This window comes from Paraburkholderia solitsugae (assembly GCF_013177695.1).
Lineage (GTDB): Bacteria > Pseudomonadota > Gammaproteobacteria > Burkholderiales > Burkholderiaceae > Paraburkholderia > Paraburkholderia solitsugae.
The window spans coordinates 55,526-75,578 of record NZ_WOEY01000131.1; the positions used below are offsets into that span (position 1 = coordinate 55,526).

The 20,053-nt window shown below is 63.1% G+C and carries 21 protein-coding genes; 15 read left to right on the forward strand and 6 right to left on the reverse strand.

The window, feature by feature from the left end; all coding sequences use genetic code 11:
* Nucleotides 1-20: 20 nt before the first annotated feature.
* From GNZ12_RS33735 to GNZ12_RS33745, 3 genes are read left to right on the forward strand one after another with little or no spacing between them, the layout of a single operon-like run.
* On the forward strand, nt 21-1,190 hold the full coding sequence (locus GNZ12_RS33735) for an ABC transporter permease subunit (protein ID WP_172316332.1): 1,170 nt from the start codon (nt 21-23) through the stop codon (nt 1,188-1,190).
* 57 nt (nt 1,191-1,247) lie between these two features.
* On the forward strand, nt 1,248-2,048 hold the full coding sequence (locus GNZ12_RS33740; RefSeq protein WP_172316333.1) for an ABC transporter ATP-binding protein: 801 nt from the start codon (nt 1,248-1,250) through the stop codon (nt 2,046-2,048).
* The gene (locus GNZ12_RS33745) at nt 2,048-2,764 is read left to right on the forward strand and encodes an ABC transporter ATP-binding protein (protein WP_063497113.1); all 717 of its coding nucleotides are present in this window, start codon (nt 2,048-2,050) and stop codon (nt 2,762-2,764) included. The genes GNZ12_RS33740 and GNZ12_RS33745 overlap by 1 nt, the downstream gene beginning before the upstream one ends.
* A 102-nt stretch (nt 2,765-2,866) precedes the next feature.
* Here the strand turns inward: GNZ12_RS33745 and GNZ12_RS33750 are convergent, their stop codons facing one another.
* Together GNZ12_RS33750 and GNZ12_RS33755 are read right to left on the reverse strand one after the other, a co-directional pair.
* Nucleotides 2,867-3,334 (reverse strand): GNAT family acetyltransferase, encoded by a 468-nt coding sequence (locus tag GNZ12_RS33750; protein WP_172316334.1) that lies wholly within the window; start codon nt 3,332-3,334, stop codon nt 2,867-2,869.
* An 18-nt stretch (nt 3,335-3,352) separates the two neighbouring features.
* Nucleotides 3,353-4,537: an acetylornithine transaminase gene (locus GNZ12_RS33755; protein ID WP_172316335.1), complete on the reverse strand. Its 1,185-nt coding sequence runs from the start codon at nt 4,535-4,537 to the stop codon at nt 3,353-3,355.
* A 30-nt stretch (nt 4,538-4,567) separates the two neighbouring features.
* Between GNZ12_RS33755 and GNZ12_RS33760 the strand changes: the two genes are divergently transcribed.
* Nucleotides 4,568-4,960, forward strand: coding sequence for a hypothetical protein (locus tag GNZ12_RS33760; protein WP_172316336.1), 393 nt, complete (start codon nt 4,568-4,570; stop codon nt 4,958-4,960).
* On the opposite strand, the gene GNZ12_RS33765 is transcribed toward GNZ12_RS33760, so the two are convergent.
* Nucleotides 4,912-5,943 carry a CDP-6-deoxy-delta-3,4-glucoseen reductase gene (locus GNZ12_RS33765; RefSeq protein ID WP_172316337.1) on the reverse strand — a complete coding sequence of 344 codons (1,032 nt, stop codon included), beginning with the start codon at nt 5,941-5,943 and terminating at the stop codon, nt 4,912-4,914. The genes GNZ12_RS33760 and GNZ12_RS33765 overlap by 49 nt on opposite strands.
* 94 nt (nt 5,944-6,037) lie before the next feature.
* Here GNZ12_RS33765 and GNZ12_RS33770 point away from each other — a divergent pair, with 94 nt between their 5' ends.
* The gene (locus tag GNZ12_RS33770; protein ID WP_172316338.1) at nt 6,038-7,069 is read left to right on the forward strand and encodes a Rossmann-fold NAD(P)-binding domain-containing protein; all 1,032 of its coding nucleotides are present in this window, start codon (nt 6,038-6,040) and stop codon (nt 7,067-7,069) included.
* A 4-nt stretch (nt 7,070-7,073) separates the two neighbouring features.
* On the opposite strand, the gene GNZ12_RS33775 is transcribed toward GNZ12_RS33770, so the two are convergent.
* Both GNZ12_RS33775 and GNZ12_RS33780 read right to left on the reverse strand, forming a co-directional pair.
* The gene (locus GNZ12_RS33775) at nt 7,074-7,262 is read right to left on the reverse strand and encodes a hypothetical protein (RefSeq protein WP_172316339.1); all 189 of its coding nucleotides are present in this window, start codon (nt 7,260-7,262) and stop codon (nt 7,074-7,076) included.
* A 168-nt stretch (nt 7,263-7,430) separates the two neighbouring features.
* A complete protein-coding gene (locus tag GNZ12_RS33780) occupies nt 7,431-8,141 on the reverse strand; it encodes a pseudouridine synthase (protein ID WP_172316340.1) in 711 nt (236 codons plus the stop codon).
* A 94-nt stretch (nt 8,142-8,235) separates the two neighbouring features.
* Between GNZ12_RS33780 and GNZ12_RS33785 the strand changes: the two genes are divergently transcribed.
* The 10 genes from GNZ12_RS33785 to GNZ12_RS33830 all read left to right on the forward strand — a co-directional run bounded on the left by GNZ12_RS33785 (nt 8,236) and on the right by GNZ12_RS33830 (nt 19,291).
* A complete protein-coding gene (locus tag GNZ12_RS33785) occupies nt 8,236-9,495 on the forward strand; it encodes an MFS transporter (RefSeq protein ID WP_172316341.1) in 1,260 nt (419 codons plus the stop codon).
* Nucleotides 9,492-9,686 (forward strand): hypothetical protein, encoded by a 195-nt coding sequence (locus GNZ12_RS33790; protein WP_172316342.1) that lies wholly within the window; start codon nt 9,492-9,494, stop codon nt 9,684-9,686. The genes GNZ12_RS33785 and GNZ12_RS33790 overlap by 4 nt, the downstream gene beginning before the upstream one ends.
* Nucleotides 9,683-10,648: a MurR/RpiR family transcriptional regulator gene (locus GNZ12_RS33795; RefSeq protein ID WP_172316343.1), complete on the forward strand. Its 966-nt coding sequence runs from the start codon at nt 9,683-9,685 to the stop codon at nt 10,646-10,648. The genes GNZ12_RS33790 and GNZ12_RS33795 overlap by 4 nt, the downstream gene beginning before the upstream one ends.
* Nucleotides 10,645-11,625, forward strand: coding sequence for an isoaspartyl peptidase/L-asparaginase family protein (locus tag GNZ12_RS33800; RefSeq protein WP_172316344.1), 981 nt, complete (start codon nt 10,645-10,647; stop codon nt 11,623-11,625). Before GNZ12_RS33795 ends, GNZ12_RS33800 begins: the two co-directional genes overlap by 4 nt.
* A gap of 99 nt (nt 11,626-11,724) precedes the next feature.
* Nucleotides 11,725-13,647: a dipeptide ABC transporter ATP-binding protein gene (locus tag GNZ12_RS33805; protein WP_172316345.1), complete on the forward strand. Its 1,923-nt coding sequence runs from the start codon at nt 11,725-11,727 to the stop codon at nt 13,645-13,647.
* A 110-nt stretch (nt 13,648-13,757) separates the two neighbouring features.
* A complete protein-coding gene (gene gsiB, locus GNZ12_RS33810) occupies nt 13,758-15,320 on the forward strand; it encodes a glutathione ABC transporter substrate-binding protein GsiB (RefSeq protein ID WP_172316346.1) in 1,563 nt (520 codons plus the stop codon).
* Between the two features lie 108 nt (nt 15,321-15,428).
* Nucleotides 15,429-16,349 (forward strand): glutathione ABC transporter permease GsiC, encoded by a 921-nt coding sequence (gene gsiC, locus GNZ12_RS33815; RefSeq protein WP_172316347.1) that lies wholly within the window; start codon nt 15,429-15,431, stop codon nt 16,347-16,349.
* Nucleotides 16,350-16,356: 7 nt separating this feature from the next.
* On the forward strand, nt 16,357-17,262 hold the full coding sequence (gene gsiD, locus GNZ12_RS33820; protein ID WP_172316348.1) for a glutathione ABC transporter permease GsiD: 906 nt from the start codon (nt 16,357-16,359) through the stop codon (nt 17,260-17,262).
* The gene (locus tag GNZ12_RS33825) at nt 17,259-18,449 is read left to right on the forward strand and encodes a DmpA family aminopeptidase (protein WP_172316349.1); all 1,191 of its coding nucleotides are present in this window, start codon (nt 17,259-17,261) and stop codon (nt 18,447-18,449) included. Before gsiD ends, GNZ12_RS33825 begins: the two co-directional genes overlap by 4 nt.
* Nucleotides 18,450-18,457: 8 nt before the next feature.
* Nucleotides 18,458-19,291, forward strand: coding sequence for a M55 family metallopeptidase (locus GNZ12_RS33830; RefSeq protein ID WP_172316350.1), 834 nt, complete (start codon nt 18,458-18,460; stop codon nt 19,289-19,291).
* A 23-nt stretch (nt 19,292-19,314) separates the two neighbouring features.
* Here the strand turns inward: GNZ12_RS33830 and GNZ12_RS33835 are convergent.
* On the reverse strand, nt 19,315-20,053 hold a 739-nt coding region (locus tag GNZ12_RS33835; RefSeq protein WP_172316351.1), incomplete at its 5' end, for an alpha/beta fold hydrolase.

Genomic DNA, 20,053 nt, shown 5'->3' on the forward strand with positions numbered 1-20,053 from the left:
GCCATAAGGAGTAAACAGACATGACCTCAATTCAACCGATCGAGCCGTCCACGACGCTCATTCCTGAAAAGAACCTGACGAAGACGCTGACCGTCGGCATCATTACCGCGATCTTCGTGATCGCGGCACCGATGATCATCGGCGCGGCCGGCGGCAACTACTGGGTCCGCGTGCTCGACTTCGCGATGCTGTACGTGATGCTCGCGCTGGGCCTGAACGTGGTGGTCGGCTTCGCCGGCCTGCTGGACTTGGGCTACATCGCGTTCTACGCCATCGGCGCGTACACCGCGGCGCTGCTGAGCTCGCCGCACCTGACCTCGCAGTTCGAGTGGATCGCGCACCTGTTCCCGGGCGGCCTGCATGCGCCGATCTGGATCATCGTGCCGATCGCCATGGGCCTCGCCGCGACCTTCGGCGTGCTGCTCGGCGCACCGACGCTGCGTCTGCGTGGCGATTACCTCGCCATCGTGACGTTGGGCTTCGGGGAAATCGTGCGGATCTTCATGAACAACCTCGACCGTCCGGTGAACATCACCAACGGCCCGAAGGGGATCACGGGGATCGATCCGGTGTCGGTGGGCGGCTTCAGCCTCGCGCAAACCCACTCGCTGTTCGGCTTCCAGTTCCCGTCGGTGTACTCGTACTACTACCTGTTCGTGCTGTGCGCGCTGTTCGTGATCTGGACCTGTACGCGTTTGCAGCACTCGCGGATCGGCCGCGCATGGGCCGCGATCCGTGAAGACGAAATCGCCGCCAAGGCAATGGGCATCAACACCCGCAACGTGAAGCTGCTGGCGTTCGCGATGGGCGCATCGTTCGGCGGTCTGTCGGGCGCGATGTTCGGTTCGTTCCAGGGCTTCGTGTCGCCGGAATCGTTCACGTTCTGGGAATCGGTCGTGGTGCTGGCTTGCGTGGTGCTGGGCGGTATGGGGCACATCCCTGGCGTGATTCTCGGTGCGGTGCTGCTCGCCGTGTTCCCGGAATTCCTGCGCTCGACGATGGGTCCGCTGCAGAACGCGATCTTCGGCCATGAAATCGTCGATACCGAAGTGATCCGTCAGTTGCTGTACGGCCTCGCGATGGTCGTGATCATGCTGTATCGCTCGGAAGGCCTGTGGCCGTCGCCGAAGCACGAAGACAAGATTGCGAAACTGGCGAAGCGCGCTGGCAAGAAGCCGGTGCGCGCCTGAGGCATGGGACCAGAGTAAGCGCTAAAGCGCTAACTCTGGTCGACAGGAGAAAATCATATGAGCGATAACGTAAACAACGGCGTGGGCAGCGATCAGATCCGCCTGTCGGTAAAAGGCGTGAACAAGCGCTTCGGTGGCCTTCAGGCACTGTCCGACGTCGGCCTGCAAATCAAGTCGGGCCAGATTTACGGCCTGATCGGTCCGAACGGTGCCGGCAAGACGACCTTCTTCAACGTGATCACGGGTCTGTACACGCCGGATTCGGGCGAGTTCAAGCTCGACGGCACGGAGTACACGCCGACCGCCGTCTATCAGGTGGCGAAGGCGGGGATTGCGCGTACGTTCCAGAACATCCGTTTGTTCGGTGGCATGACCGCACTGGAAAACGTGATGGTTGGCCGTCACGTGCGCACGAAGCACGGTCTGATCGGCGCGGTGTTCCAGACGCCGGCTGAGCGCAAGGAAGAGCGCGAGATCAAGGAACGCGCAATCGAACTGCTGGAATACGTCGGCATTGCGCAGTACGCGGACTACACGTCGCGCAATCTGTCGTACGGCCACCAGCGTCGTCTGGAAATCGCCCGCGCACTGGCAACGGATCCGAAGCTGCTCGCACTGGATGAACCGGCTGCCGGCATGAACGCGACGGAAAAGGTCGAGCTGACCAAGCTGCTCGACAAGATCCGCAGCGACGGCAAGACGATTCTCCTGATCGAGCACGACGTGAAACTGGTGATGGGTCTGTGCAACCAGATGACGGTGCTCGACTACGGCAAGGTGATTGCGCAGGGTCTGCCGTCAGACGTGCAGAAGGATCCGAAAGTGATCGAAGCTTATCTGGGTGCGGGGGTCCACTAATGGCAACGGCAATGTTGAAAATCAAGGGCCTGCAGGTCAATTACGGCGGCATCCAGGCAGTCAAGGGTATCGACCTCGAAGTCGCGCAGGGCGAACTGGTCACGCTGATCGGCGCGAACGGCGCGGGCAAGACCACGACGATGAAGGCGATCACGGGTCTGAAGCCGTACTCGGCAGGCGACATCGAGTACATGGGCCAGTCGATCAAGGGCATCCCGGCGCACGAACTGCTCAAGCGCGGTCTGGCGATGGTGCCGGAAGGCCGCGGCATTTTCTCGCGCATGTCGATCGTCGAGAACATGCAGATGGGTGCGTATCTGCGCAACGATACCGACGCCATCAAGGCAGACGTTGATCGCATGTTCGGCTTCTTCCCGCGCCTGAAGGAACGCGCGACGCAATACGCGGGCACGCTTTCGGGCGGCGAACAGCAGATGCTGGCGATGGCGCGCGCGATCATCAGCAAGCCGAAGCTGTTGTTGCTCGACGAACCGTCGATGGGTCTGTCGCCGATCATGGTCGAGAAGATCTTCGAAGTGGTGCGGGCGATCTCGGCCGAAGGCATGACGGTGCTGCTGGTCGAGCAGAACGCGCGTCTCGCGCTGCAGGCGGCCAATCGCGGTTACGTGATGGACTCGGGTCTGGTGACGATGTCCGGCGACGCGAAGCAGATGCTGGATGATCCGAAGGTTCGCGCGGCTTACCTGGGTGAATAAGCTGGGTGAATAAGCTGGGCTAAGTTTGCCTTAGCCGTAAAAAAGGCCGCATGCGTTTCAATCACGCATGCGGCCTTTTTCTATTCAGGCGCTTGCCTGCGCCTAAGCCACAGGCGTTTCCGCCAGTTCGCCCAATCGTTTACCGAGACTGATCACGGCATCCGCACGATAACCGAGGGCCTCATAGAACGCGCGCACGTCGGCCTTCGCGGACAGCACCTGCAAATTCAGCTTCGGGCAGCCGCGTTCGGTCAGCGCGGTTTCGACATGCGCGACCAGACGCGTGCCGATGCCGTGACGACGCAACGATTCATCCACCGCGAGCGAATACAGCCAGCCTCGGTGCCCGTCGTAGCCACCCATCACTGTGCCGGCGATACGTTCGCCGAACACCGCGACAAAGAACAGTTCCGGTTGCGTCGCCAGCTTGTTGGCGATCGACAGATGCGGATTGCGCTGCGGCCTCGTCACGTCCCGGTACTCGGGGAACGCTTCCTGCCACAGCGCGACCACGGCATCGGTGTCGCTCGCTTCGAAGCGGCGGATCGATAGCGTTGCGGTCGTCGTCATACGCGTTTTCCTGGGTGATTACAGCGTGTCGAGAATCGAACGCAGCATCGCCATCATCTGGTCGATTTCTTCGTTCGTGACGTTCAGCGCCGGCATGAAGCGCAGCAGGTTCGGGCGCGCCGCGTTCAGCAGCAGACCGTCGGGTTGCATCACGCGAGCCTTCTCGACGATCTGGTTGCCAATGTCCTTGCCGAGCAGCAGGGCGCGCAGCAGACCTTCACCGCGTTCGCCTTCGAAACCGCGTTCTTCAGACAATTCGAGCAGCTTGGCGCGCAGATACTCGCCGCGCGCGCGTACGCCTTCGAGGAAACCCGGCGCCGTCAGTTGCGAGATCACCGAGTAGCCGACCGCGGTCATCAGCGGATTGCCGTTGTACGTACCGCCCTGATCGCCGGCTTCGAACACGGCAATGTCGGCCTTCGCGAGCAGCGCCGCGAGCGGCACGCCGCCGCCGATGCCCTTGCCGAGCGTCATGATGTCCGGCTCGATGCCCGACAACTCGTAGGCAAACAGGGTGCCGGCGCGGCCACAACCGCTTTGCACTTCATCGACGATCAAGAGCAGGTTGTGTTTTTTAGTCAGCGCGCGCAGCTGCTGCATGAATTCGCGTGTGGCGGGAATCACGCCGCCTTCGCCCTGAATCGGCTCGAGCATCACCGCGACGGTTTTCGCGTTGATCAGTTTTTCAACCGACGCGATGTCGTTCAGATCCGTTTTCGGGAAGCCCGGCACTTGCGGCGCGTAAATCGTGTCCCAGCCCGGCTTGCCGCTGGCGGACATGGTGGCGAGCGTGCGGCCGTGGAAGCTGTGATCGAACGTGATGATTTCGAACGCGCCGTCCTTGAACTTCTTGCCCCACTTGCGCGCGAGCTTGATTGCGCCTTCATTCGCTTCGGCGCCGCTGTTCGCGAAGAACACCTTGTCGAAACAGCTGTGCTGGGTGAGCAGCCCAGCGAGCTTCGCCATCGGCTCGTTGTAGAAGGCCGGCGACGGATTGAGCAGCAGCTTCGATTGCGTGTTCAGCGCTTCGATCATGCCGTCGTTGCAATGACCGAGGCTGTTGACCGCCCAGCCCTGGATGAAGTCCAGATATCGCTTGCCGTTATTGTCGTAAAGCCACGAGCCCTTGCCGTGCGTGAAAACGATTTCGGGCCGGTTCGTGATGTACATCAGCGACTCGATCGGGTACTCATTGAAATTCATGACGGCAGGCTCCAGACAGCGGGGTGAAGGGTGAATGAACGGTTGCCGGATAGGAAACAGGGGCCGGCGAAGACAAAAAAAGCAAACAAAAAAGCCACGGCATGCCGTGGCTTTCATGATTCGAACTGCTTGCGCCTTTGTGCGGCGCGAATCCGTGACGAAGCCAGCGGCGCCCCTAAGGGAGCGGCGAGCGGCGACGTCGGAGTTCGGATTGGATGCGGTTCATGCGCGAAAGAATACGACAAGGAAAGCGCTGGTGTAAACCATGAATTTGCACAAATCCGCACCAAAAGCGGATTTGTGCAAGTTTGCCAGCTTGCTGATTTCGATTTGATGAACGGCCCGATCGTTATCCGATCAGGCCATTCACCTCGTCAAACCGCGTTCGCCAGATCCGCCTCGCTCGTGAAGGAATCCGCGTAGAACTCGTCTTCCGGCAGACCGTGATGCTGGGTGAAATCGCGCTGTGCCGACTCGACCATCACCGGTGCGCCGCATGCGTACACCTGGTACGGCGACAGATCCGGCAGATCCTCGATCACCGCGCGATGCACGAAGCCAACGCGGCCTGTCCACGCATCGCTCGCGTCCGGTTCCGACAGCACCGGCACGAACTTGAAGTTCGGGATCTCGCGAGCCCATTGCTCGGCCAGATCGAACAGGTACAGGTCCTTCTTGCGGCGTGCGCCCCAGTACAGCGTCATCGGCCGGTTGAGGTTCTTGAACACCGCATGTTCGACGATCGCCTTCAGCGGCGCAAAGCCGGTGCCCGAGGCCAGCAGCACGATCGGCTTGTCCGAATCTTCACGCAGGAAGAAGGTGCCGAGCGGGGCCTCGAAGCGCAGAATGTCGCGCTCCTTCATCGTGTTGAACACGTGGTCCGTGAATGCGCCACCCGGCATATGACGGAGGTGCAATTCGATGGGGCCTTCCGCGTGCGGCGCACTCGCCATCGAATAGCTGCGGCGCTTGCCGTCCTTCAGAATGAATTCGAGGTACTGGCCGGCCAGATATTGCAGACGTTCGTTGGCGGGCAATTGCAGCTTCAGCACGACGACGTCGTCGGCCTTGCGCTCGATCGCGTTCACGCGGCACGGCAGTTTCTTGACCTGCACGTCGCCCACTCCCGCTACTTCGCGGATATCCACTTCGAGATCGGAGCAAGCCGTTGCGCAGCAGAAGAGCGCCATGCCGCGCGTTTTTTCGTCGTTCGACAAAGCCGACGACGAATGCTGACGCTGTTCGATCTGACCGCTGACCACGGTGCCTTTGCATGAGCCGCAGGCGCCGTTCTTGCAGCCGTACGGCAGGCCGATGCCCTGGCGCAAGGCCGCGATCAGGACGGGTTCGTCCTGTTCTACCTGAAACTGCCGGCCGCTTTGCCGGAGCGTGACGTTAAATGCCATAGAGTGTTCGAAATCGAGAAGTCGGTAATCGTTATCGGACCCGCGGTGCAACTGTGCGGTACCTGCCGCGCTTGACGGCTACAATGCGTCCACCATGAAAGCGACACGAAATTTACGCCGGCCGCGTGTGTTGATCGTTGGCTGCGGTGACGTCGGCATGCGCTGCGTGCCCTTGTTGCGGCCACACGCGCATGTCTTCGCGCTCACTAGCCACGCCGGGCGCAGCGCCGAATTGCGCGCTGCGGGCGTCACGCCGCTGGTCGGTGATCTCGACGCGCACCGCAGCCTGAAACGGCTTGCCGGCCTCGCGCCGACGGTGCTGCATCTCGCGCCGCCGCAAAAGACCGGCGATGACGACCGCCGTACCCGTGCCTTGCTCGCTACGCTGAGCGCGCGCCGCAATCGGGCGCTGCGTGCCGCGCGCGGCGCGGTGGCGCCGGTCGGGCGGCTGCGCCGCGGGTTGCGCCGCATTCGTGCCTCGTGGGCAGAATCTGAAGCAGCCAATATTGTACCCGACAGGGTGCGCTGGACCGCCGCTCCGCACGCGCCTGTGAGGCTGGTGTACGCGAGCACGACAGGCGTCTACGGCGATTGCGGCGGCGCGTGGATCGACGAGACGCGCGTGCAGCAGCCGGCGAATGCGCGCGCCAAACGCCGCGTGTCGGCAGAGCGGCAATTGCGCCGCGCCACCGCGCGAGGCGTGATCACCGCAAGCATTGCGCGGATTCCGGGCATCTACGCGAGCAACCGTCTGCCGCTCGCGCGGCTGGAAAAGCGCACGCCGGCCTTGATCGACGCCGACGACGTCTACACCAACCATATCCACGCCGACGACCTCGCCGCGATTCTCGTGCGCCTCGCCACACACGGGCGGCCGGCGCGCGTGATTCACGCGTCCGACGACACGTCGCTGAAAATGGGGGAGTACTTCGATGTGGTGGCCGATGCGTTCGGCCTGGCGCGCCCACCTCGCATCACGCGCGCGGAGGCAGAGCAGCAGATCGAGCCGACCTTGCTGTCCTTCATGCGTGAATCGAGGCGCCTTGTGAACCGGCGCCTCAAAGTGGAACTGCGGGTACGCTTGCGGTATCCGAGCGTTGACGATTTTTTGCGCAAGGCTTCGTAGGCTTTTACGTCAGCGCCGGCAACGCCTCCAGCAACAGGAAGCACAGCATCGCGCCAATCAGTGCGCCGATCAGGTTCGGGTGATATTTGTGCCGCAGCCGCATGACGATCAGCAGTCCGCCGACCAGGAGCAGCCCGAGACACACGAAAGCAATCATCGTGGACGAGATCTCGATAGTGTCGTGGATGACCATGGCGCCCCTCCTTGAACCCTTTGTAGTCTTTGTTTAATCGAGTATAGAGCGATTCGTAAGGAAGGGCATGCTGCGCCGCAGCGCGTAATCAGGCGTCCGGCGAGGCCTATGTGCGGGCGCGCACACGATTCTCCTGACGCATCAAGGCTTTAAAAGGGACCTACCGGTTTACCCGCTCCGTAAAGATCCGAGGTCGGTTTCGTCGAGCCATTGCCACGCACCTTCTGCGAGCGTCGCGGGTAACGCGAGCCCGCCGATCCGCTCGCGATGCAGCGCTTCGCAACGGTTGCCGGCCGCCGCGATCATCCGCTTGACCTGGTGATACTTGCCCTCCATCACGGTGAGGGCCAGCGCGTGCTCGCCGCGCGCCTGGGCATCGACGGCGACGATCGGCTTGGGCTCGCCGTGCAGCAAGACGCCGTCGCGCAAGGCACCGAGTTGGGCGTCGTCGATCGGATGCCGCGTCGTCGCGATGTACAGCTTCGGCACTTTGCGTTTCGGCGACGTGAACATATGGACGAACTTGCCGTCGTCGGAGAGCAGCAGCAGGCCGGTGGTGTCCTGATCGAGGCGGCCTACGCATTGCACGCCGCGTTCGGCGAACTGCGGCGGCAGCAGGCTGAACACGCTCAGATGATGCTGCGGATCGCGCGAGCATTCGTAGCCGGCAGGTTTGTTCAGGAGCAGATAGGCGTGCTCGCGATACGGCCAGACGACACCGTCCACGCTGAAGCAGAACGTGCTGTCGTCGGTTGGGAAATCGGTATCGGCGTCGGCGCAGACTGAACCGCCGATGCTCACGCGGCCGTCGCCGATCAGCGCCCGGCATTGGCGGCGCGAGCCGAAACCTTGAGTGAAGAGGATGCTTTCGAGATTCATGGCGAGCGAAGAATAACACCGCAAGAAGCGGAGCGCCGCGCAGCGCCATAGCGACCACGATGAACGCTCCCCGTCCCGTCGCAGGAGTTCATCGATGCACGCCGCTACCTCTTCGCCGTCTTCATCCGCGCTCCGTTTGCCGGCCGCCTTCCAGCGGCTCGCATGGTCGAATCTGGTCGCGCAATCCGCTGAGCAGATCAGTCTCGCCGCCGCGCCGCTCGTCGCCGTGTTCGCGCTCGGCGCCGGCGCGCGCGAGACCGGTCTGCTGCAAACCGCGCAGACGCTGCCGTTCCTGTTGTTGTCGATTCCGCTCGGCGTGTGGGCAGACCGCCGCTCGCGCCGCACGTTGATGACGCTCGCCGAAAGCGTGCGCGTGGTCGCGATGCTGTGCGTGCTGCTGCTGGTGATGACGCATTCGCTCAGCTTGCCACTGCTCGCCGCGCTCGGCTTTATTGCCGCCACTGGCACGGTGGCCTACAACGTCGCGGCGCCTTCGCTGGTCCCCTCGATCGTGCCGCGCGAGGCGTATGCCCAGGCTAACGGCCGACTCGAACTGGCGCGCAGTGTCGCGTATTCGGCGGGGCCGGCGCTCGGCGGACTGCTGGTCGGCTGGATTGGCGCGGGATGGGCGTATGGCTGCGCGGCGGGGCTATCGGCGCTGGCCGTCGTGTTGCTCGCGGGGCTGCGCGAACCGCCGCGGGCGGCCGCTCCCGAGCGTCACTTCTTACTGGAACTGCGCGACGGTACGCGCTTCGTGCTGCGCGACGCGTTGCTGCGTCCGATGCTCGCCACCGCGATCTTCTTCAATCTCGGCTTCTTCGTGCTGCAAGCGGTGTATGTGCCGTACGCCGTGCATCGGTTGGGATTGAGCGCGTCGATGGTCGGTGTGACGCTCGGCGCGTATGGCGTCGGCATGGTGTGCGGCGCGCTCGCCGCACCGGCCATCGCGCGACGCCTCACGTTCGGCCGCGTGCTGATCATCGGGCCGTCGTGCGGTTTGCTCGCCTCGCTCGTGATGGTGGCGACAATCGTCACGCCGTCGTTCTGGCTCGCGATGCTGAGCTTCTTCCTGCTCGGCGCCGGACCGATTCTGTGGGTGGTGGGTTCGACCACGCTGCGCCAGGCGATCACACCTGAACGGATGATGGGCCGCGTCTCGGCGCTCAACAGCACCGCGACCTTTGGCGCGCGGCCGCTGGGCGCATTGCTCGGTGCGGCGATCAGCGCGCGCTGGGGGATGGATGCGTGTCTGGCCGCGGCTGCCGCGGCTTTCCTTGTGCAGGCGCTGATCATCGTCATGTCGCCGGCGGCACGGCTTGCGTGCATTCCCGAGGGCGCCCCAATCGCGCAATGAAAACCGATTTTCATCGGACGGCTGCGTTGCGTGCCGGCGTGTCTGCAGACCCTCGGGGAAAACCCTCGAAAATGAAAATGAATTTTTTTCTGATGAGTTTCTATGTAAATATACTTTCATTCATTTTGATTACAGTCGTTGCGCCGGAAGGCCCCTTTAGGGACAACCGCCGCACCGGCTCGCTCGCATGATCCATCACTCGTCCGTTGCTTCGAACCCCGCCGAGCAGGCCATCGCCGCGCGCATTGCCGCGGCGATGCCGACCCTCACGCCGATCCATCGGCGCATGGGCGAATACGTGCTGGCGAATCTGTTCCGCGCGGCGACGATGCGAATCGACGAACTGGCGAGTGTGGTCGGCGCATCGGTGGCGACGGCGAATCGCTTCGCTCGCGCGCTCGGCTTCGACGGTTATCCGCAGTTTCGCGAAGCGCTGGTACGCGGCTTCGAAGCGACACTGGCACCCGTCGAGCGGCTGCGCAGCGCGCAGGAATCGCTCGCTTCCGGCGACGATCTGGTTGACGCGTCGCTCGAACAGGCCGCGACCAATCTGCAATCCACTCGCTCAGCGATCGACAGCGCCGCCGCCGAGGCCGCTGTGGAAGCGATCATCTCCGCGCGTCGCGTTTTCGTGCTCGGCGCGGGTTCGAGCGCGTTCCTCGCGGGCCTGATGGAGCACGGCCTGATGCCGTATCACGACAACGTGCAGTCGCTCGCGTTTGTCGGCGGACCATCGCATGCCGCGCGGCGTCTGTTCGCTTCGAATGAAGGCGATCTGGTGATCGGGATCGCGTTTCCGCGTTACGTCGAAGACACGATCGAACTCGCGCGGCGCGCGGCAAGTCGCGGGGCACGCGTGCTTGCGCTGACCGACGGCCCGCGCTCGCCGCTCGCGCAATTCGCCGATCTCTCGCTCTATATTCGCTCCGAGCGGCGGCTCGCGGCCAATGCCGATTCGGCCGTGCTGGCCGTTATCGAAGCGTTGTGCGACGCGGTCGCCTATCGGGCGAAACGCTCGGTGAAGGCCGCCGCCGAGGTCACCGAATTCGTGTTGCCGTGGCTCACCGATCCGCAAGCCGCTGCCGTTGGCACAAGCGAGCCGTCCGTGAGCGCTTCCACCCGTACCCCCCGCACTACCAAAGCCAAAAAATGAACACCAACGCAGTCATTGCCATTCACGGCGGGGCAGGCACGATCCTGCGCGCGTCGATGTCGGCCAGCGCCGAAGCCGATTATCACGCTGCCTTGCATGCGGTACTGAGCGCCGGACAACGCGTGCTCGCCGACGGCGGTAGCGCGCTCGACGCCGTCAGCGAAGCCGTGCGTCTGCTCGAAGACTGCCCGCTCTTCAACGCGGGCCGTGGCGCGGTCTACACGGCGGCCGGCACGCATGAACTCGACGCGGCCATCATGGACGGCAGCACGCTCGACGCCGGTGCGATCTGCTGCGTGACACGCGTGCGCAATCCGATTCTGGCGGCGCGCCGCGTACTCGAGCGCAGCGAACACGTGCTGTTCACCGGCGCAGGCGCGGAAGCCTTCGCGGCCGCGCAAGGACTCGAATTCGTCGAGCCTGAGTATTTCCATACCGAAGCGCGTCATCGCCAATGGCAGCTTGCACGCGGTCAGGATCGCGCGATGCTCGATCACGACGGCGCGACGCTGGCTTCGAACAATGACGATCCCACGCCGCACGAGCCGATCGATCCGAATCGCAAGTTCGGCACCGTGGGCGCGGTCGCGCTCGATCAGCATGGCCACGTAGCAGCCGCGACATCGACGGGGGGCGTCACCAACAAGCAGGTGGGCCGGGTCGGCGATACGCCGCTGATCGGCGCGGGCTGCTATGCGGACGACGCAACCTGCGCGGTCTCGACCACCGGCTCCGGCGAGATGTTCATGCGCATGGTCGCGGCATACGACGTCGCGGCGCAGATGGCGTACCGCAACGTCTCGCTCGAAGAAGCGGCGCACGACGTGGTGACGAACCGTTTGCCGAAGATCGACGGCCGCGGTGGTCTGATCGCCGTCGATGCACGCGGCAATATCACGCTGCCATTCAATACCGAGGGCATGTATCGCGGTTTCGCGCGGATCGGCGAGACGCCGGTGACGGCGATCTATCGCTAATGCTGCCGCGCTGCGCCGCCGTTTGAACGGCTGCCTGAACCTTCGCTAGAACTTTCGCTTGAATCACCGTTAGCCGCGTCCGAATTCAAAGGAACCATCGTGCCGACCTCATCGCACACCGCCCGTCCGTTTATCGAAACCTTGCCGCCGCAACGCGTGCTTGCGGTCGACGATCTGTCGGTCGCATTCCGCAGCGGCGACAGGACTTTCAACGCGGTGCGTAATCTCTCTCTGACTGTCGAGCGTGGCGAGACGCTGGCGATCGTCGGCGAATCGGGTTCGGGCAAATCGGTGACATCGCTCGCCTTGATGCGGCTGATCGAGCATGGCGGTGGGCGCCTTGCCGGCGGCAGCATCGCATTCCGGCGCCGCGACGGCAGCGTGCTCGACCTCGCGAAAGCGTCGTCCGGCACGATGCGTTCGATTCGCGGCGCCGACATCGCGATGATCTTCCAGGAGCCGATGACTTCGCTGAATCCGGTGTTTACGGTCGGCGATCAGATCAGCGAAGCGATTGCCTTGCATCAAGGAAAGAGCCGTTCTGCCGCGCACGCCGAAACGCTGCGTCTGCTCGAACTCGTGCGCATTCCGGAAGCGCGCCGGGTAGCCGCACGTTTTCCGCACCAGCTATCGGGCGGCATGCGCCAACGCGTGATGATCGCGATGGCGCTGTCGTGCAAGCCCGCCCTGTTGATCGCCGATGAGCCGACCACCGCGCTCGACGTGACGATCCAGGCGCAGATCCTGCAATTGATTCGTGGCTTGCAGGACGAGATGAACATGGGCGTGATCTTCATCACGCACGACATGGGTGTGGTGGCCGAAGTGGCCGATCGCGTGCTGGTGATGTATCGCGGCGAGAAAGTGGAAGAGGGTGCGTCGGATACGCTGTTCGCCGCGCCGTCGCATCCCTATACGAAGGCATTGCTTGCCGCGGTCCCGCGCCTTGGCGCGATGCAGGGCACCGATCTGCCTGCCAAGTTTCCGATTCTGACTGTGGAGCAGGCAGCGCTCACCGGGACGGACGATCCCGTTCGCCCGGCAGCCGCTGTAGCGAACGAAACCCAACCGCTAATCCACGACAGCACGCCGCCGATTCTGCGCGTGCGCGATCTGGTCACACGCTTTCCGGTCAAGAGCGGCGTGTTCGGACGCTTGACGGGCCGCGTGCACGCGGTCGAGAAAGTCAGCTTCGAACTGCGCCCGGGTGAAACGCTCGCGTTGGTCGGCGAATCGGGTTGCGGTAAATCGACGACGGGCCGTTCATTGCTGCGTCTGGTCGAAAGCCAGAGCGGGTCGATCGAATTCGACGGCAAGGAAATCAGCTCGCTTACGGGCCCTGCGTTGCAAGCGCTGCGCCGCAATATCCAGTTTATTTTCCAGGACCCGTTTGCTTCGCTGAATCCGCGCTTGACGGTCGGCTTCTCGATCATGGAGCCGCTGCTCGTGCACGGCGTCGCTCAAGGCGCGGAAGCACAGGCACGCGTTGCGTGGCTGCTCGAAAAGGTCGGTTTGCCGCGCGAGGCCGCAGGCCGCTATCCGCACGAATTTTCAGGCGGACAACGGCAACGCATCGCGATTGCGCGTGCGCTGGCATTGAATCCGAAAGTCGTCATCGCCGACGAATCTGTCTCGGCGCTGGACGTCTCCGTGCAGGCACAGATCGTCAACCTGATGCTCGATCTGCAGCGCGAACTCGGCGTTGCGTATCTGTTCATTTCGCATGATATGGCGGTGGTGGAGCGAGTGAGCCATCGCGTGGCGGTGATGTATCTCGGCCAGATCGTCGAGATCGGTCCGCGCCGCGCGGTGTTCGAAGCGCCGCAGCACCCGTACACGAAGAAGCTGATGGGCGCGGTGCCGGTCGCCGATCCGGCGCGCCGTCACGCGAAACGCATGCTCGCCGCCGATGAGATTCCTAGCCCGATTCGCTTACTGAACGATGAACCGATCGTGGCGCCGCTGGTGGCGGTCGGACCGGACCATTTCGTCGCCCAGCATCGGGTCGGCGGCGCTTACTAGACCTGAGCGAAAAACCCGAACGCAGTCCCGAACGAAGTACCAGACGTGAAGCAAAGCAATTTCTCTCGCAGCACATAACCCTGTTTCAATTCGCAGCCTGGAGCAACCTCATGAACCTGCTGGTCCCGTCTTCTCCGTTTCGTTTGCGCGCGCTGGTCAGCGGCGGCGCGATGGTGTTCGCGATGCTCGCGGGCAATGTGGCGCACGCTGACACGACGGCCGTGATGGCTGTTGCATCGACCTTCACGACGCTCGATCCGTACGACGCTAACGACACGCTGTCGCAAGCCGTTGCCAAGTCGTTCTATCAAGGCCTGTTCGGGTTCGACAAGGACATGAAACTGGTCAACGTGCTGGCCGACAGCTACGAAGCGAGTCCGGATGCCAAGGTCTACACGTTCAAGCTGCGCCACGGCGTGAAGTTCCAGGACGGCACTGACTTCAACGCTGCCGCAGTCAAAGCGAACTTCGACCGCGTGACCGATCCGGCGAACAAGCTCAAGCGCTACAACATGTTCAACCGTATCGAGAAGACCGAAGTGGTCGACCCGTACACGGTGAAGATCACCCTGAAGGCGCCGTTCTCGGCGTTCGTCAACGTGCTGGCGCATCCGTCGGCGGTCATGATTTCGCCCGACGCGCTGAAGAAGTACGGCAAGGACATCGCGTTCCATCCGGTCGGCACAGGCCCGTTCGAACTGGTGAAGTGGGACCCGGCAGGCGACCTGACGGTGAAGAAATTCGCCGGCTACTGGAAGAAGGGCTATCCGAAGGTCGATGCGATCGACTGGAAGCCGGTGGTCGACAACAACACGCGCGCTGCGTTGATGCGCACCGGCGAAGCGGACTTCGCGTTCCAGGTGCCGTTCGAACAGGCGGCGCAATTGCAGTCGAGCCCGAAGGTCGATCTGATTGCGTCGCCGTCGATCATCCAGCGCTATATCAGCCTGAACGTCAACCAGAAGCCGTTCGACAACCCGAAGGTGCGTGAAGCGCTGAACTACGCGGTCAACAAGGATGCGCTGATCAAGGTCGCGTTTGCCGGGTACGCGACGCCGGCTGAGGGCGTGGTGCCGCAAGGCGTCGAGTACGCTACGAAGCTCGGTCCCTGGCCGTACGATCCGGCGAAGGCGCGTGAGCTGCTGAAGGAAGCGGGTTATCCGAACGGTTTCGAAACGACACTGTGGTCCGCGTATAACTACTCGACCGCGCAGAAGGTGATTCAGTTCGTGCAGCAGCAGCTGGCGCAAGTCGGCATCAAGGCGCAGGTTGAAGCACTCGAAGCGGGTCAACGCGTCGCCAAGGTGGAAAGCGCGCAGGACCCGGCGACCGCGCCGGTGCGGATGTACTACGCGGGCTGGTCGTCGTCGACGGGTGAAGCGGACTGGGCGATCACGCCGCTGCTTGGGTCGGTCTCGTTCCCGCCGAAGATGGTCAACACCGCTTACTACAAGAACGACGCCGTTGACAGCGATCTGAAGCAGGCGCTCGAAACCACCGACCGCACGCAGAAGGCCGCGCTCTACACCGACGCGCAAAAACGTATCTGGGCCGACGCACCGTGGATTTTCCTCGTTAAGGAAAAGGTCGTGTACGCGCGCAGCAAGCGTTTGTCGGGCGCGTATGTCGCGCCGGACGGCTCGTTCAATTTCGACGAGATCGCGATCAAGTGATGAGCTGACCGTTCGGCGCGCTGTGTTCTTCACGAACGCACGGGCCGGACGGTCGCGAACTGCACTGAAAGATCTTTCGTTGCCCGCATCATTGCCGGATTGGGTTTCATGCTGAACTTCCTCGTCAAACGTATCTTTGGCCTACTGCCGACGCTCTTCATCGTCGCCGTGCTGGTGTTTCTGTTCGTGCATCTGTTGCCCGGTGATCCGGCGCGCCTCGCGGCCGGTCCCGAAGCGGATGAGGCGACCGTTGCACTGGTGCGTGCCGATCTCGGCCTCGATAAGCCGATGCCGCAGCAATTCGCCAACTTTTTCGTGAAGATCGCGCACGGCGACTTCGGCACGTCCACGCGCAGCAAGCGGCCAGTCAGCGAAGAAATCGGCGAGCGTTTCATGCCGACGCTGCTGCTTACGCTCGCGAGCATGGTGTGGGCGGTGGTGCTCGGTATGGGCATCGGCATCGTCTCGGCGGTGTGGCGCAATCGTTGGCCCGACCGCCTCGGCATGACGCTGGCGGTGTCGGGCATTTCGTTTCCGGCGTTCGCGCTTGGCATGCTGTTGATGGAGATCTTTTCGGTGAAGCTCGGCTGGCTGCCGATCGTCGGCGACGGTTCGTGGAAGAGCTACGTGCTGCCCTCACTCACGCTCGGCGCGGCTGTGGCGGCGGTGATGGCGCGCTTCACGCGTGCTTCGTTCGTCGAAGTGATGAATGAAGATTTCGTGCGAACCGCGCGGGCTAAGGGTGTGCCCGAATGGCTCGTGATCGTCAAACACTGCCTGCGCAACGCGATGATTCCCGTCATCACGATGATGGGTCTGCAATTCGGCTTTCTGCTGGGCGGCTCGATCGTGGTCGAGGTGGTATTCAACTGGCCGGGCCTCGGACGCCTGCTGGTGGATGCCGTGGCGATGCGAGACTATCCGGTGATTCAGGCTGAAGTGCTGTTGTTCTCGCTTGAATTCATCATCATCAACCTGGTTGTGGACGTGCTGTACGCCGTCATCAACCCGACCATCCGTTTCAAGTGAGGCCCGCATGAGCATCTCAGCTACCGAGGCGAATGCGGGCAAGGCCGCTCTTGTAGAAAGCGCGATCCGCACGCCATGGAGTGAATTCTGGCGCAAATTCCGCAAGCAGCATGTGGCGCTCGCCGCCGGCATTTTCGTGCTGCTGCTGGTCGCGGTCGCGATTTTCGCGCCGCATATCGTGCCGTACGACCCGGAGAATTTCTTCGACTACGACGCGTTGAATGCGGGGCCTTCGGCCGCGCACTGGTTCGGCGTCGATTCGCTGGGCCGCGATATTTTCAGCCGCATTCTGGCGGGGTCGCGTATTTCGCTCGAGGCCGGTTTTCTGTCGGTGGCGATCGGCGCGGTGATCGGCACGTTTTTCGGCTTGCTGGCCGGTTACTACGAAGGCTGGTGGGACCGCATCACCATGCGTGTCGCCGATGTACTGTTCGCGTTTCCCGGCATTCTGCTGGCGATCGGTGTGGTCGCAATTCTCGGCAACGGCATGATCAATGTGATCTGCGCCGTGGCGATTTTCAGCATCCCGGCATTTGCCCGGCTTGTGCGCGGCAACACGCTGATGCTCAAGCAACTCACGTATATCGAAGCGGCGCGCAGCATCGGCGCGTCGGACTGGACCATCATCGTGCGGCATATTCTGCCGGGGACGATTTCGTCGATCGTGGTGTACTTCACGATGCGAATCGGCACGTCGATCATCACGGCGGCAAGCTTGTCGTTTCTCGGACTCGGCGCGCAACCGCCGATGCCGGAGTGGGGCGCGATGCTCAACGAAGCGCGTGCTGATATGGTCACCGCGCCGCATATCGCGCTGTTTCCGAGTCTGGCGATTTTCCTCACCGTGCTGGCTTTTAATCTGCTCGGCGACGGTTTGCGCGATGCGCTCGATCCGAAGCTCGACCGGCCATGAGTCTGACTGACACTGCCTGTGGACACGCACCGCATATCGGCGTGTTGCCGAGCGGCCCGCGTGGGACGATTGCCGACGTAGACGGCGTGACGGTAGGACATTGCACGCTGGATGAAGACGCTGTGCAGACCGGCGTTACTGTGATTCGTCCGCACGGTGGCGATCCTTTTCTCGCGAAGGTGCCCGCGGCGGCTTCAGTGATCAACGGTTTCGGCAAAAGCATCGGGCTCGTGCAGGTTGAAGAACTCGGTGTGCTGGAGACGCCCATTGCGTTGACCAATACCTTTGGCGTCGCTGCGGTCGCTCAAGCGCAGATTCGTGCTGCCATTCATGCCCATCCGCGAATTGGACGCGAGTGGTCGACCGTCAATCCGTTGGTGTTCGAATGTAATGACGGATACCTGAACGATATTCAGGCTTTGGCGGTAAGCGAACGGCACTACAACGATGCGTGCGAAGCGGCAAGCGTTGACGTCGCGAGCGGTTCGGTCGGCGCAGGCCGCGGCATGTCGTGCTTCGATCTGAAGGGCGGAATCGGCAATGCGTCGCGCGTCGTTGACGTAGCAGGGCAGAGCTATACGGTCGGCGCACTGGTGCTGGCGAACTTCGGCCGCCTGCCGATGCTGACGATCGACGGCGCGCCGCTCGGTCGCGTGCTGGCCAAACGCGCAGCCAAAGCTGTCTCAACTGGCGCGGCGGCCTTAGCGCACCCCGAGAATTCAACGGCCTCGGCGAACCCAGCGGCCTCAGCGAACCCGGCGGCCTCAGCGAACCCAACGGCCTCGGCGAACCCTGCCATCCCAGCGACCGCTGCGAAACCCGAGCAAGGCTCGATCATCATGATCGTCGCCACGGATGCGTCACTCGACGCTCGCCAACTCAAGCGTCTGTCATTGCGCGCCGCGGCCGGTCTGGCACGAACGGGCTCGGTATACGGCCACGGCAGCGGCGACATCGCGTTGGCGTTTTCAACGGCCTACACCGTGCCACAGGAGTCCGACTTTGTCGCGCTGCCGCCCGTGCTCGCCGATGCTCGCCTCGATCCGCTATTCCGTGCCTGCGCGGACAGCGTCGAGCAAGCGATTGTCGATGCGTTATGGCACGCCACGTCTGTGACGGGCCGCGACGGCCATCGTCGCCTATCGCTGCGCGACACCGCCCCCGACCTCGCTCAACTTCTCAAGTAATCTTCCTGATGAAAGTCCTGATTTCCGCCGACATCGAAGGCGCAGCCGGCGTGTTTCATCCCGAGCAAACGCGCGCGGGCAACGGCGAGTATGAAGCCGCGCGCCGCTGGATGACACTCGAGGCCAACGCCGCGATTGAAGGCGCGTTCGCAGGTGGCGCGACGCACGTATGGGTCAACGATTCGCACGGCGGATTCCGCAACCTGCTCCCCGATCTGCTCGATGCACGTGCCCAGGTCGTGCTCGGTAAACCGCGCACACTCGGCATGATGGCTGGCCTCGAATACGGCGCGGCGCTGGTGTTCATGATCGGCTATCACGCCAGGTCGCAAACGCACGGCATTCTCGCGCATACGATCAACAGTTTCGCGTTCGCGCGCGTCTCGCTGAATGGCGTCGAAGTCGGCGAGGCAGGATTGTATGGCGCGCTGGCGGAAGAATATGGCGCACAGGTAGCGCTTTTATCCGGCGACGATGTATTCGCCGAGGAGACCGCGCCGCGTTTCCCCGGCGCGCGCTTTGTCGTCACCAAGAGCGCGACGGGGCATGCGAGCGGCGTCACGCAAACGCCGGCAAGCGCTCGCGATGCCATCGAAACTGCCGCGCGCGAAGTGGTGCGGCATTACATTGACCAGGGGCATGCACCGCAAGCCACGCGCGCTGCCGCGAAGCCCGTCGAATGCGAGTTGCGCGTGCAAACTACCGCGCTTGCCGATCTGTTCTGCCAATGGCCGACACTCACGCGCGTAGACGCCGTCACGTTGCGCTTTAGCGCGGCGTCGGCGGAACATGCGGTGCGCATGCTGAATTGCCTGTCGGCGATGTCGTTCATGCTGCGCTGAGAGGCGCTGGAGCCGGCCACGGCTTACTGTTGCCGGCTCAATTCCCGCGCTGCACGGTCGATCACATCTGCAACCGCGCCCGCGTGCGACACCGGCACAAGATGGCTCGATGCGATGGGTACGATCTTCGCCCCCATCCGGTCAGCCATGAATTTTTCGACGGCGGGTGACACCGCGCGGTCCTTCGTGGTCAGCACGTACCACGAAGGCTTTTCTCTCCACGCCACCTGGCTGACCGTTTCGCTGAAGGCCCTTGCGGCTATCGGCTGTTGCGCGGCCGAGAGCACGCGCGTCAGATTCTCGGGCACGTCCGCGGCGAAGTCGGCGTGGTACTTGCTGCGGTCGAGCCACAGGAAGCCCGTCGGGTCCGCTGTGATGCCTTGACTCGCGGGCATCGGTGCCGCGCGCTTCATCAGGTCCGTGGCCGATTCATGCAGGTCTGGCGCGATCGCCGCCACGTAGACGAGACCCGCGACGTTCGGTGCGTTCGCACCAGCTTCGGTGATCACGACACCGCCCCATGAATGCCCGACCAGGATGGTCGGGCCATTCTGGCGCGCAAGAACACGGCGGGTGGCGGCGACATCGTCGGCGAGCGACGTGAGCGGGTTCTGCACCGAACTCACGTGATAACCCTTCTGCTGCAACTTCGCGACGACACCGTTCCAGCTCGACCCGTCGACGAACGCGCCATGAACCAGCACGACGTTGCGCACGGGGCCGGTCATCGGCGCTGCGGGCGGTGTGGGGGCTGTCTTTGCA